The 13,429-nt window shown below is 44.3% G+C and carries 9 protein-coding genes; 7 read left to right on the plus strand and 2 right to left on the minus strand.

The window, feature by feature from the left end:
• Positions 1-187 precede the first annotated feature (187 nt).
• The 7 genes from R7Z10_RS09180 (at position 188) to fabV (ending at position 10,983) form a co-directional block, all read left to right on the plus strand.
• Positions 188-859, plus strand: a complete 672-nt coding sequence (locus tag R7Z10_RS09180; protein ID WP_005378040.1) for an ABC transporter ATP-binding protein — start codon at positions 188-190, stop codon at positions 857-859.
• Positions 840-3,293 carry an ABC transporter permease gene (locus R7Z10_RS09185; protein WP_017820845.1) on the plus strand — a complete coding sequence of 818 codons (2,454 nt, stop codon included), beginning with the start codon at positions 840-842 and terminating at the stop codon, positions 3,291-3,293. Before R7Z10_RS09180 ends, R7Z10_RS09185 begins: the two co-directional genes overlap by 20 nt.
• On the plus strand, positions 3,293-4,417 hold the full coding sequence (locus R7Z10_RS09190; RefSeq protein ID WP_318104669.1) for a lipocalin-like domain-containing protein: 1,125 nt from the start codon (positions 3,293-3,295) through the stop codon (positions 4,415-4,417). The genes R7Z10_RS09185 and R7Z10_RS09190 overlap by 1 nt, the downstream gene beginning before the upstream one ends.
• Positions 4,418-4,747: 330 nt before the next feature.
• Positions 4,748-5,899: a Na+/H+ antiporter NhaA gene (gene nhaA, locus R7Z10_RS09195; protein WP_005378034.1), complete on the plus strand. Its 1,152-nt coding sequence runs from the start codon at positions 4,748-4,750 to the stop codon at positions 5,897-5,899.
• Between the two features lie 717 nt (positions 5,900-6,616).
• Positions 6,617-7,252 carry a TetR/AcrR family transcriptional regulator gene (locus R7Z10_RS09200; RefSeq protein ID WP_053306960.1) on the plus strand — a complete coding sequence of 212 codons (636 nt, stop codon included), beginning with the start codon at positions 6,617-6,619 and terminating at the stop codon, positions 7,250-7,252.
• Positions 7,253-7,323: 71 nt separating this feature from the next.
• Positions 7,324-9,606 carry an acyl-CoA dehydrogenase gene (locus R7Z10_RS09205; protein ID WP_017634878.1) on the plus strand — a complete coding sequence of 761 codons (2,283 nt, stop codon included), beginning with the start codon at positions 7,324-7,326 and terminating at the stop codon, positions 9,604-9,606.
• Positions 9,607-9,780: 174 nt separating this feature from the next.
• Complete coding sequence (fabV, locus tag R7Z10_RS09210) at positions 9,781-10,983, plus strand: enoyl-ACP reductase FabV (protein WP_005388648.1); 1,203 nt, start codon at positions 9,781-9,783, stop codon at positions 10,981-10,983.
• A 78-nt stretch (positions 10,984-11,061) separates the two neighbouring features.
• Here fabV and R7Z10_RS09215 read toward each other — a convergent pair whose 3' ends face one another.
• Both R7Z10_RS09215 and R7Z10_RS09220 read right to left on the minus strand, forming a co-directional pair.
• Entirely contained in the window at positions 11,062-12,744 is a 1,683-nt protein-coding gene (locus tag R7Z10_RS09215) for an aspartate:alanine antiporter (RefSeq protein WP_005378028.1), read from the minus strand.
• Positions 12,745-12,919: 175 nt separating this feature from the next.
• Positions 12,920-13,186 carry a GrxA family glutaredoxin gene (locus tag R7Z10_RS09220; RefSeq protein ID WP_005378026.1) on the minus strand — a complete coding sequence of 89 codons (267 nt, stop codon included), beginning with the start codon at positions 13,184-13,186 and terminating at the stop codon, positions 12,920-12,922.
• Positions 13,187-13,429 lie beyond the last annotated feature (243 nt).

Genomic DNA, 13,429 nt, shown 5'->3' on the forward strand with positions numbered 1-13,429 from the left:
GGAGGAACAGAGTTTATTTTGGCTGCAAAAATCTGCTCAAAACGTCAACAAAATTAGCAACAGAAAGTGAATCGAGTTGCATTTGTACTTCCATAGTGTGATCAAGCATTCAAAATACTTTCTACTAACAGGATTTTAGTGTAGATTCTGATCCCAATTTTTAAACACCATCCGAGCGGCATAATCAATGTTAAAACTGTCAGACCTATGTAAAGGCTATGTAGACGGGGGAGAGTTTCACCCTGTATTACAAGGGGCAGAATTAACATTGCAGCAAGGCGACCAAGTTGCTCTGATGGGGGAAAGTGGTTCGGGTAAAAGTACTCTGCTGAATTTAATCGCCGGATTAGATACTGCTGACTCTGGTGAAGTGCAGTTTCCAAATTTTGCTATGCATGAAGCACCGGAGCATTTAAGAACCCTTTATCGCCGCAACAATATTGGTAATATCTTCCAACAATTCAACCTGCTTCCTACACTTAATATTGCCGACAATATTCGTTTTTGTCGTCAGTTAAAAGGTCTGCCGGAAGATAAAGAGTTGTGGCGTCAAATTCTTTCTGCTTTGGACTTAATGCCATTGCTAGGACGTTATCCGGAAGAGGCGTCTGGTGGTCAGCAACAACGTGCGGCGATTGCTCGTGCACTCTATATGGAACCCAAAATCCTGCTTGCTGATGAGCCAACTGGTAGCCTAGATGAGCGAAACGCAGAAGCAGTAATGCGCTTACTAACGAGTCTCGCTCGCCAACTGGAGTGTACTTTGCTGTTAGTGACGCACAGTGAAAAAGTGGCCGCCCATATGGAAGGAAAGATTCGACTTCAAGGAGGGCAGCTACATGTTATGGCCCGTAGTTAAGGCACTACTCGGTCATTACCGTCGTTACCCTCTACAAATTATTCTTGTCTGGCTGGGATTAACTTTAGGCGTGTCCCTCCTTGTTGGTGTTACTTCTATCAACCAGCATGCAAAACAAAGTTATGCCACTGGGGAAAAGCTTTTCTCTAATCCTTTGCCATACCGAATCCGAACGAAGCACTCTGCCAATAAAATTCCTCAAGGTTTCTATATTCAGTTACGTCGAGCTGGGTTTAACCAATGTGCACCGTTTGACGTGCTTCATCTAGATGCCAAGACCGATATGAGCCTGATGTTGGTGGGGATAGATCCTGTCGCGATGATCCCACTACAACAAGGAAAATCGCTAGGTGAGATGCCGGTTTTATCACTAATGAAGCCTCCTTATCCTATTCTCGTTAGTCAAGATTTGGCCGCTTACATGGGTTGGCAAGATGGGGACTTCATTGAGATGAATGACGGAAGCCGTCTTGGGCCTATTCAAGTAGATAAGGACAAGATGCTTTCGGGTACTCGGCTGGTTACTGATATATCGTTGTTGCGTATGCTCAAGCGGAGCTCAGGTTTGTCTGCGATTTCTTGTGGTGAAATGCCAGAGGAAAAGCTAATAGCACTGAAAAACATGCTGCCAAATGGAATGACGCTTGTTAGGAATACGCGTACTGAGCTTGAGTCGCTAACTAACGCATTCCATATGAATCTCACCGCGATGGGAATGCTGTCGTTTTTGGTTGGGTTGTTTATTTTTTATCAAGCGATGTCTCTGTCTTTCATTCAGCGACAACGTTTGGTCGGTATTTTGAGACAGACTGGTGTTAACGGAACACAGTTAGCGCAAGCCTTATTGCTAGAGTTGTCTTTGCTCGTCTTTATTGCGTGGGCGTGTGGTAACTTTTTTGGCTTGATCTTAGCGAATGAACTTATCCCAGCAGTGTCTTCGAGCCTGAGTGATTTGTATGATGCCAACGTAGGTTTAACCATAGGATGGTCATGGCAATCTAGCTTATATAGCCTAATCATGGCAGCGATGGGTGCGTTGATATCGTGTCTGTGGCCATTAATCCGTTTGCTGAAGTCACAACCAATCCGCCTTTCTTCTCGACTGTCGCTAATGCGATTTGCTGGAAGAGAGTTCTCTTGGCAGGCGCTTGCGGCGTGTGCGTTTTGTGTCGCTGCAATAGCGGTATATCAGGCCCCGAAAACACAAGAAACCGGCTTTGCTATTATTGCTCTGATGTTGGTTAGTGTGGCGTTGTTTATGCCATTTATTATGTGGCATATGTTCCAAAGTTTTTCTTATACCATGCGATGGGTTCGTGTCCGTTGGTTTTTTGCTGATGCAGCAGCGAGCATGAGCTATCGCGGTGTGGCTACGATGGCGTTTATGTTAGCGCTGGCGGCAAACATTGGTGTAGAAACAATGGTCGGAAGCTTTCGAGATACAACCGATAAGTGGCTAAATCAGCGATTAGCGGCTGATGTGTACATCTATCCGACCAACAATTCAGCCGCTAGGATGAGCGCATGGCTCCAGAATCAGCCAGAGGTGAACTCGGTTTGGTGGCGCTGGGAAAAAGATATGCCGACCGAGCATGGTGCTCTGCAAGTTGTGAGTACGGGCTCTTCTGAAGGTGAGTTAGACTCACTTACCGTCAAGTTAGGTGTCCCAAATTACTGGTATCAACTGCACGCTACCAAGAGCTTAATGGTCAGTGAGTCGATGGCCTTGAAGTTGGATATCCGCCCTGGCGATTTCATTAACTTGCAAGAACCGCTTGGTGGTGATTGGCAAGTCGTAGGCGTTTACTACGATTATGGAAACCCATATAACCAGGTGATGATGTCGCACCGGAATTGGCTGTATGCATTTGCAGGTACGGGTAATGTTGGTCTTGGCGTAGTATTAAAAGATAACGTCAATGGAGAAGGGCTGAAAAATCGCTTAGAGAATGTATTCCGTCTCCCGCAAGATCGTGTGTTTGATAACGGTAATATTTATAGCCAAGCAATGAGAGTGTTTGATCATACCTTTGCGATAGCGGGAACCTTGGGCAATATCACGCTGATTATTGCCGTGTTTGGTTTATTCTTTGCGACGTTGGCAGGAGAGCTTTCACGGCAGCGGCATTTTTCCTTATTAAGGTGCATGGGTGTGTCCGGAAAAGAACTTGTCGTATTAGGTGGTTTGCAGCTATTCGTCTTCGGAGCCATTTCTGCGATTATTGCAGTGCCGCTCGGCTTGGCGCTCGCACATTTGATCGTTGATATTATCATTAAGCAATCATTTGGCTGGTCTCTAGAGCTTCAAACGATTCCATGGGAGTATGCTCAAACCATTGCTTGGGCGATGCTTGCCATTATGGTTGCTGGCGCATTGCCAGTTATTAGAATGATCAAAAGTACACCGATGAAGTCATTAAGGGACGCGTTGTAATGAAAAAAATGGGCTCTAAAAAACGCTTGTTGGTTTCAACGCTCATTGTTGTTACGTTCGCGTTTCTGACTGGGGCTGCTTTTTACTCAACTTTTTGGTTAGAGGCGACAGCAATACGAGAAAGCGAACTTGATTCTATCTTAACGCGTGAAAATCAAACGATTTTCGAGCCTGTACTACCTAATGAGCATGTCTCTTTACCCTCAGACTTTCGCTTTCATCCCGAGTATCAGCATGAATGGTGGCACTACTTTGCGAAATTAAAAGATGAGCAAGGCAAGATCTACAATGTTCAATGGAGCTATTTCAGGGTTGCGACGGACGAGCGAGAAACCAGCGGTTGGCAGAACCCTCAATTGTACATTTCACATGTTGTCGTCAGTCATGGTTCGCATGTATGGAAAGAGCAACGGGTAGCTAGAGGCGGGATAGGCCAAGCTGGTATGATCAATCGTCCTTTCAGGTTATGGATTGATAATTGGACTTGGCGATCACTCGGTGCGACGCCTTTCCCGGGCAACTTGAATGTGAATACTGATACGTTTGGACTTGAGCTCAATACCATGACAAGCGGCCCCTTTGTGGTGAATGGAGACAAAGGCTTCCAAGTTAAACATGCGTTGCAATCTGTTGCTTCTTTTAGCTTCAGTGCTCCATTTTTAAAAGTAAAAGGCAGCTTAAGCTTAAATGGTAAGCGATTCTCAGTGACGGGTTCTGCATGGGCGCAAAAAGAATGGGGCAGCGGCTTAATTGGTGAGGGGCAACAAGGCTGGGATTGGTTTGTTTTCAATTTAGATGATGGTCGAGCATTAACTGTTAGCCGTTATCGTCACCATGGGCAAACACCGCACGTATTTGGCACGTTGTCGACACGCTCAGGTAAAGTCATCAACCTCTCAGACGATGATATCAGTATTAAACCAATGCAAGTGACCGGTTTATCCAATGGAAGAAGGTTACCTTTGCAGTGGATTATCAATATTCCGAAGCATCAAATTAATTTGACTACCCGCATTATCAAGTCAGATATGTGGCTACCCTTTGTAATACCTTACTGGGAAGGGCCTACTTTAGCTTCCGGCTCCAATGAGGCTTGGGGCTTTATGCAGCTGACAGGCTATTGAGTTGTGAAGAAAACCACCCCCTACGGGTGGTTTTTTAGTGCGCGAAGCTTCCTGGCTTTTTCTCAAAAGTACGGGGTTATCATGATGGTACAAGCCGTGTTATGCTGATTTTCTCATCATCTTGATAAATATTTGGTGCGACAAGTACAAATACGATCTCCGATCAAAATTGAGTGTCATGTTGGAAAATACGATGTATAGTAAACTTAACATCGAAAAAACCGAAGTTTATACTCTGAAGAAGCGATTATTCTAAAGTTTTCGACAGCTATACACTCTTATCACTCTTTGTTAATCGTTTATTAAGATAATAAATATAAGGACGAAACCATGAACGATGTCATTCGTGACTTTTTCAAAATGGAATCAGCAGGTGGTATTCTTCTCGTAATTGCAGCGGCAATTGCGATGACCATTGCTAACTCACCGCTGGGCGAAACTTATCAATCTGTACTGCATACTTATGTATTCGGTATGTCAGTTTCTCACTGGATTAATGACGGCCTAATGGCTGTTTTCTTCTTACTTATTGGCCTTGAAGTGAAGCGAGAGCTACTTGAAGGAGCGCTAAAATCAAAAGAAACCGCAATTTTCCCTGCTATTGCGGCGGTTGGTGGTATGTTAGCCCCTGCTCTTATTTACGTTGCGTTTAATGCTAACGACCCAGAGGCGGTTTCTGGCTGGGCCATTCCAGCTGCGACGGATATTGCATTTGCTCTAGGTATCATGGCGCTACTAGGTAAGCGCGTACCAGTAAGCCTTAAAGTGTTTTTGTTAGCTCTCGCTATTATCGACGATTTAGGCGTGGTTGTTATTATTGCACTGTTTTACACAGGTGATCTTTCTAGCATGGCGCTGCTTGTTGGCTTCATCATGACTGGTGTCCTGTTCATGTTGAATGCGAAGGAAGTAACGAAACTGACACCATACATGATAGTCGGCGCGATCTTATGGTTTGCGGTACTTAAATCTGGTGTTCACGCAACACTTGCAGGCGTAGTGATCGGCTTTGCTATTCCTCTTAAGGGTAAACAGGGCGAACATTCCCCACTTAAGCACATGGAGCACGCACTTCATCCATACGTGGCATTTGGTATCTTACCTCTATTCGCATTTGCAAATGCGGGGATTTCGCTAGAAGGCGTATCGATGTCAGGCCTAACTTCAATGCTGCCATTAGGTATTGCTTTGGGGCTACTGGTTGGTAAGCCTCTAGGTATCTTCACCTTTAGTTGGGCTGCTGTGAAAATGGGTGTAGCTAAGCTACCGGAAGGCATTAACTTCAAGCATATCTTTGCGGTCTCTGTGTTGTGTGGTATCGGTTTTACAATGTCTATATTCATTTCCTCTTTAGCGTTTGGAAATGTAAGCCCTGAGTTTGATACCTATGCTCGACTAGGCATCTTAATGGGCTCGACGACAGCCGCGTTACTTGGCTACGCGTTACTGCACTTTTCTTTGCCTAAGAAAGCGCAAGCGTAAGATACACACTGTTTAGTAAAGCCTCCCATTCGGGAGGCTTTTTTATGTCTGCAGATCGGCACATCAACCACTTCAGGGTGGTTACTTTTGTGACCAACTAAGGTCTAGCTTATGGAGTTGGGGCAAATCATCGAAAGAGGCGCTTGGTAAATCTACAGGCGAAAAAAAGCCCAGCCGAAAATTTGACTGGGCGGATACAAACATAGGAGTTAATAAGAAAAAAGCAGCAACGTAACAATTAGATGGAAACAAGTTTGACGGCCAGTGAAACTTCAAATGCCCTAACTGTTACGTATATTCAGACCGAGCCTTTTCCAAACAGTTCCATTTTTTTTCAAAAAATTTCTACTTAATGCTTTCTAGCTTCTTACACACCCGAAAGTAATAGAAAAGTCGAGATGGATTACCAACTTGGCGAAGTTACTAACTTCTGTGTTTCTCATTTTATCTCCCCGAGAACCGAAGATGTATTTCATACTCTCGTCGCTCACTCCGAGCCGCCAAGGCTATTGTTAGCGTTTCAATTGCGATGGACTGAGAAATTTGATCGTTTTCTTCTGATAAGCTTCACCGGAGTATTCGATTGAATTTCAAAAGATTAGATCACACCTTTTACTGTCTGGTCAGACCAATTGGTTAAAGTGTGATGTTAATCATTTGTTAATCTTAAGTTTCGGGAGTATATTTTCAAACAGTTGTTTAATACGAGTGATTAAAATGGCCCCGAGAACATCAACAAAAGAAAAAATACTCGATGTCGCAGAAGGACTCTTTGCTGAACATGGCTTTAATGATACTTCGCTAAGAACGATAACAGGTAAAGCTAACGTTAACTTAGCATCGGTAAACTATCACTTTGGCGATAAAAAAACGCTGGTTAGAGCGGTTTTAGATAGGTATTTAGAAGCACTAATGCCGAGCATTAAGACTTCATTAATTGAGTTAAACACGCGCGATAGCTACAACATGGACGATGTCTTTGAGTCATTGCGATTACCTTTACGTACATTAAATGATGTACGCCCAAATGGTACTGCGCTATTTATGTTGTTAATTGGCCGCGGTTATACAGACGTTCAAGGTCATCTACGCTGGTTCATTACCACCAGATACGAAGAGGTACTGAACCTTTTCACTTTCTCGATAATGAAGGCGAACCCGGAACTATGTGAAGAACATTTGTTTTGGCGACTGCACTTCACGTTAGGAACCTGTGTATTTACGATGGCTTCAAGCCAAGCTCTTTCGGAGCTGGCAGAAAGTAAGTTTGAAAAGGAAGTCGATGTGAAATCTGTCGTCGATTTACTGATTCCATATTTGTCAGCAGGAATGTCAGCAAAGCAGTTGGCATAAGACAAATAAGAAAGTTAAACCAATAATAAGATTATACCCCGAGCGGTTACGTGAACAAAAGGATCTGAACTATGAGCTCTCTACGAAGAAAATGGATTAGTGACCCGGCTTTTAAAGTGTTCAAAAAAGTATTGCCACCTCTGTCTAGCACCGAGAAAGAGGCGATGGAAGCGGGTAGTGTATGGTGGGATGCCGAACTATTCTCAGGCAAGCCAAACTTCACAACATTGCATCATTATCCAACGCCTACACTGACGGCAGAAGAGCAGTCATTTATGGATAATGAGCTTGAAACTCTGCTAGAAATGCTTGATGACCAGAAGATTGTCAAAGAAGACAGGGATTTACCGCCTGAAGTATGGGAGTACCTACGTAAAGAGCGATTTTTCTCTTTGATCATCTCGAAAGCATATGGTGGTCGTGAATTTTCCGCTTTGGCGAACTCAACCATTGTTTCTCGTATTGCGACTCGAAGTATCAGTACCGCGGTATCGGTAATGGTACCGAACTCTCTTGGCCCTGGTGAGCTGCTATCGCACTATGGTACGCAAGAGCAAAAAGATTACTGGTTGCCTCGTTTAGCTGATGGTACAGACATCCCTTGTTTCGCCCTAACTGGCCCTGAAGCGGGTTCTGATGCGGGTGGCATACCTGATCAAGGCGTGGTTTGTTACGGCACCCATGAAGGCAAAGAAGTGCTTGGCGTGCGAGTTAGTTGGAATAAACGCTACATCACGCTTGCGCCAGTTGCGACAGTGCTCGGGTTAGCATTTAAACTGCAAGATCCTGAAGGGCTACTTGGTGACAAGAAAGAGGTTGGCATTACATGTGCGTTGATTCCCGCTGACCATGAAGGTGTCGAGATAGGCGAACGCCATGATCCTCTGGGGTCTGCGTTTATGAATGGTCCTACTCGTGGTGAAGATGTCTTCATCCCTATGGACTGGTTGATCGGTGGCGCTGATTATGCAGGTAAAGGTTGGCGTATGCTGGTTGAGTGTCTTTCTGCTGGTCGCGGTATCTCTCTCCCAGCGCTTGGCACAGCGATTGGTCACCTTACTACACGTACAACAGGTGCTTATGCTTACGTGCGTAAACAGTTTGGAATGTCGATCGGTAAGTTTGAAGGTGTTGCAGAAGCAATGGGGCGCATTGGTGGTCTTACTTACCTACTAGAAGCGACGCGTACGCTAACGACGACTTCTCTCGATATGAAAGAAAAACCTGGGATTGTAACCGCGATTGCCAAGTACCACATGACGGAAATCGCGCGTACCATTCTAAATGATTCGTTTGATATCCATGCGGGTCGTGCGATTCAAGATGGTCCAATGAACTATCTTGCTAAACATTACCTTGGTATCCCGGTTGCTATCACTGTTGAAGGCGCGAATATTCTGACTCGTAACCTGATGATTTTTGGTCAAGGTGCGACTCGATGTCACCCATATGTTCTAAAAGAAATGGAAGCCGCGGCGAATCCAGATTCTGAACAAGGTGCGAAAGAATTTGACAACTTACTCTTTAAACACATCAAGCACGCGCTCGGTAATACATTCGGTGCATTTGGTGCAGCACTAACTGGTTCTCGATTTGTTAACGCGCACATGAGTGGCCCAACGCAGCAATACTACAAAGATATTACTCGTCTCAGTCGTGCACTTGCAGTAAGTGCAGACTTTGCGATGTTAACCTTAGGTGGAGACTTGAAGCGTAAAGAAATGATCTCCGCACGTTTGGGTGATGGATTAAGCTATCTATACATGGCATCTGCTGCCTTGAAAAAGTATGAAGATGAAGGCCGTCAGCAAGGCGATCTAGACTTCGTTCATTACGCTGTTCAACACTGTTTGTATAACGCTTCTAAGTCATTAAATGAGGCTTACACCAACTTCCCTGTGAAATACGTTGGCGGTGTGCTTAAGGGGCTATTGTTCCCGCTTGGTAATCATTTCAATAAGCCAAGTGATGAGCTGTGTGTGAATTTGGCTGAAGCGATGATGACGCCAGGCGCGCAACGTGATCGCCTCACGCATCTGTGCTACATCGGAAAATCAGAGGATGACAGCGTAGGCTTAATGGAGAATGCATTCCTTGCAATGTACGACATTAAACCTTTGGAGCGTAAACTTATGAAGGCTGCGAAGGATGGTAAAGTGGCTCGTAAAGGTTTGCTGCATGACCGTTTGCAGCAAGCATTTGAAGCAGGCGTGTTAACTGAGCAAGAAATTGATCAAATCATGGCTGCAGATAAATTGCGCTACAAGGCGATTCAAGTTGACCACTTTAGTCATGACTTTTCTGAAGTGCGAACTCATAGCCCAAAAAAGTCGCAGTTGAATCCGGCGGCATAATAGACAACTAATGTTAAGAAAAGCACCTCAATGAGGTGCTTTTTTGTATTCTTGGGGAGTGGATGGTGGGATAGTGCTCCAACCACTTGCCTTTTAAGAGCATTTTTACAGAAATTAGATGCGAAATCCCAACGAAACTTTTATCCTAACAAGGTTTTTTAAAGGAAGTTGAATATGATCATCAAACCTAGAATTCGTGGATTTATCTGTACTACAACGCACCCTGTTGGTTGTGAAGCTAACGTAAAAGAACAAATTGCGTACACCAAAGCGCAAGGTCCAATCAAAAACGCACCTAAGCGTGTTCTTGTTGTTGGTGCATCAAGTGGCTACGGTCTATCTTCTCGTATCGCTGCGGCATTTGGTGGCGGTGCATCAACTATCGGTGTTTTCTTCGAAAAAGAAGGTACTGAGAAGAAACCAGGTACAGCAGGTTTTTACAATGCGGCTGCTTTTGAAAAGCTAGCGCGTGAAGAAGGTCTGTACGCAAAAAGCTTAAACGGCGACGCTTTCTCAAATGAAGCGAAACAGAAAACTATCGAGCTGATCAAAGAAGACTTAGGTCAAATCGATATGGTGGTTTACTCACTGGCATCTCCAGTACGTAAAATGCCAGAAACTGGTGAATTAGTTCGTTCATCTCTTAAACCTATCGGTGAAACTTACACATCAACGGCTGTTGATACCAACAAAGATGTGATCATCGAAGCTAGCGTTGAGCCAGCAACAGAAGAAGAAATCAAAGACACTGTCACGGTAATGGGCGGTGAAGATTGGGAACTTTGGATCAATGCGTTGTCTGATGCTGGTGTTCTTGCTGAAGGTTGTAAGACCGTCGCGTACAGCTACATTGGTACTGAACTAACTTGGCCAATTTATTGGGATGGTGCACTAGGTAAAGCAAAAATGGACCTAGACCGTGCAGCGAAAGCGCTAAACGACAAGTTAGCAGCAACAGGCGGCAGTGCCAATGTTGCGGTACTTAAATCTGTTGTAACTCAGGCGAGTTCTGCAATTCCTGTTATGCCACTGTACATCGCAATGGTATTCAAGAAAATGCGCGAAGAAGGTGTACACGAAGGCTGTATGGAACAAATCTACCGTATGTTCAGCCAACGTCTATACAAAGAAGACGGTAGCGCGGCAGAAGTTGATGAGATGAACCGCCTACGTCTGGATGACTGGGAACTTCGTGACGACATTCAGCAGCACTGTCGTGAGCTATGGCCTCAAATTACGACTGAGAACCTAAAAGAGCTGACTGACTACGTTGAGTACAAAGAAGAGTTCTTGAAACTATTTGGTTTCGGCGTTGAAGGCGTAGATTACGAAGCGGATGTGAATCCAGCAGTTGAAGCAGACTTCATTCAAATCTAATCGAATCACAGACTAGATAACCAATAAACAAAAGGCGCTCATTGAGCGCCTTTTTATATTTCATAGTCAAAGTGAGTATTAACTTAGTATTATCAGAATCGTACCAGCTAACGTCATTAAAATATTCGCAATCGCATAGGTACCCGCATAACCAAGGGCAGGGATGGTGGACTTAGCGTAGTCGTTAACGACATCCATAGCCGGAGCGCAAGTACGGGCGCCAATAATGGCACCGAAGAGCAGGGCACGGTTCATCTTGAGTACGTGTGCGCCAACTAAGTAAGCCAGAACTACAGGCACAACACTGACAATAAATGCCAAACCAATGACTTTTGGTCCTACTTGCGTTAGGTGCTCGAACATCTTTCCACCTGCACTTAGACCAATTCCGACCATAAAGAACATTAACCCTAGATCTTTGACCATATTCAGCGCCCCTTGTGGGACATAACCGAAAGTAGGGTGATTTGCTCGTAAGAAACCAAGCGTAATACCGGACAACAGAAGACCCACCGCATTACCCAAACTGAAAGACACCTGACCGAACGTCATTGTGATGAGGCCAAACAGAATACCCAAAATAAAGAAGCTACAAAAAGCGAGCAAATCGGCCATTTGACTGTGGATCGAGATGAAACCGATTTTTTCCGCCAGTCCATGTACTCGGCTTTTCTCGCCGCTCACTTGAAGGACGTCCCCTTTAGCGAGCACAATGTCTAAGTCCATAGGCATTTCAATCTGAGCGCGAACTACGCGGTTTAAGAAACAGCCAAACTCAGACAAATTCAAATCCGATAAACGCTTACCAGCGATAGCGTCACTTTTTACGACGATTTCTTCTTCAACGATGCGCAAATCAAGCAAGTTACGGTCGAATACTTCTTTACCATTACGGAAGCTAGGATCTAAGCGAGCATGGCTGTCAGGGAAGCCAACCAGTGCAATTTCATCTCCCTCTTGCAAGATAGCATCACCATCTGGGTGGGCGAGAATACCATTGCGACGGATTCGTTCAATGTAACAGCCAGTTTGACGATAAATACCCAGTTCTCGCAAGTTTTTACCATCAGTCCAGTCAATTAGCTCTGGGCCCACTCGGTAAGCTCGAATAATGGGTAAATACACTTTTCTCTGGCTTGAATTTCCAAGGCCACGCTCTTGTGCGATTTGCTGCGCGGAATCAGAAAGGTTTTGTTTTTGCAGTTTTGGCAACAATTTAGCAAACATGATCATGCTAATTAAGCCGACCAGATAAGCCATCGCGTAGCCTACGGATAGATTTTCTAATACCAGAGAAAATTCCATATTCCGCGGTATAGTCGCAAGGCCAGAGTTAAGAGCATCTTGTGCACCAACCAGTACTGGCGTTGCGGTCAATGCGCCTGCCATCATACCGGCGGATAAGCCAAAATCGAGGCCGAAATAGTGACTCAAGCCATACGTTAAGCTGACCGCAGACACGAGAACAGTCATGCTTAAAATAAAATAATGCTTACCATCTCTGAAGAATATACCAAAAAAGTTTGGTCCAGCTTCAATGCCAACGCAGTAGATAAACAGCATAAAGCCAATGGTTAAAGCTTCTGCATTAAATGAGAAACCAAGGTGGCCCATTACCAAAGAGGTAATAAGAACGCCAATAGAGTTACCTAGTTGTAATTTGCCAAATCGAATTTTTCCGATGGCAAGGCCAATGGCTAATACGACGAAGATTAGAAGGATAGGGTTTTGCTCGAGAAGGTATACGACGTCTATGTTCACTGTGTGGCTCGGTAGAGTGTGTGCCAAAAAAGATTAAGAACTGTGAATTGTAACTAAATATAGCAAAAAGATAAGTGAATTTTTTTAGGTTTTACCATTAGTTGACTTAACGTAATAACCAGCTGAAAAATAATAAAAAAGCCGCATGAAGCGGCTTTTTTGAAAACAGTCTTTATTACTCGTCAAATAGACCTAGGTGCTCTTTCGCGTATGCTTCGAACTCGTCGCAGCCACCGATGTGCTCTTGGTCGATAAAGATCTGAGGAACGGTTTCAACTGGTTTACCAACTGTTTTCTCAAGATCTGCTTTAGAAATACCTTCAGCGTGAATATCAACGTAACGGTAGTTGAAGTCATCACGTTTTGCTTTTAGCGTTTCTGCGTGCTCTTTTGCACGAACACAGAAAGGACATGCAGGGCGACCAAAGATAACAACGAACATAATCTTATTTCTCCTAAATCTATTCTTTTTTGAAAGCGTACAAAACATAGCGGCTGAGTGCGCTTTCTTTTGTTGGAGTAACTATGCCCGATCCAGATACGGAAATAAAGCGGCAATTACCTCTTGGTTCTATAGGTGAAATCTATCGAATAAAAACTAAACGCGCGTTCTTATTTTACGGCTCTGAAGTATGTGAAGTGACGCATAAAAAACATACATTCTAAAGGGTTAATGATGGCAAGG

Source organism: Vibrio sp. Vb1018, assembly GCF_033338775.1.
Taxonomy (GTDB): domain Bacteria; phylum Pseudomonadota; class Gammaproteobacteria; order Enterobacterales; family Vibrionaceae; genus Vibrio; species Vibrio alginolyticus.

Coding starts and splice junctions, on each gene's coding strand:
- R7Z10_RS09180 (WP_005378040.1), top strand. CDS start 188: ATGTTAAAACTGTCAGACCTATGTAAAGGCTATGTAGACGGGGGAGAG.
- R7Z10_RS09185 (WP_017820845.1), top strand. CDS start 840: ATGTTATGGCCCGTAGTTAAGGCACTACTCGGTCATTACCGTCGTTAC.
- R7Z10_RS09190 (WP_318104669.1), top strand. CDS start 3,293: ATGAAAAAAATGGGCTCTAAAAAACGCTTGTTGGTTTCAACGCTCATT.
- nhaA (WP_005378034.1), top strand. CDS start 4,748: ATGAACGATGTCATTCGTGACTTTTTCAAAATGGAATCAGCAGGTGGT.
- R7Z10_RS09200 (WP_053306960.1), top strand. CDS start 6,617: ATGGCCCCGAGAACATCAACAAAAGAAAAAATACTCGATGTCGCAGAA.
- R7Z10_RS09205 (WP_017634878.1), top strand. CDS start 7,324: ATGAGCTCTCTACGAAGAAAATGGATTAGTGACCCGGCTTTTAAAGTG.
- fabV (WP_005388648.1), top strand. CDS start 9,781: ATGATCATCAAACCTAGAATTCGTGGATTTATCTGTACTACAACGCAC.
- R7Z10_RS09220 (WP_005378026.1), bottom strand. CDS start 13,186: ATGTTCGTTGTTATCTTTGGTCGCCCTGCATGTCCTTTCTGTGTTCGT.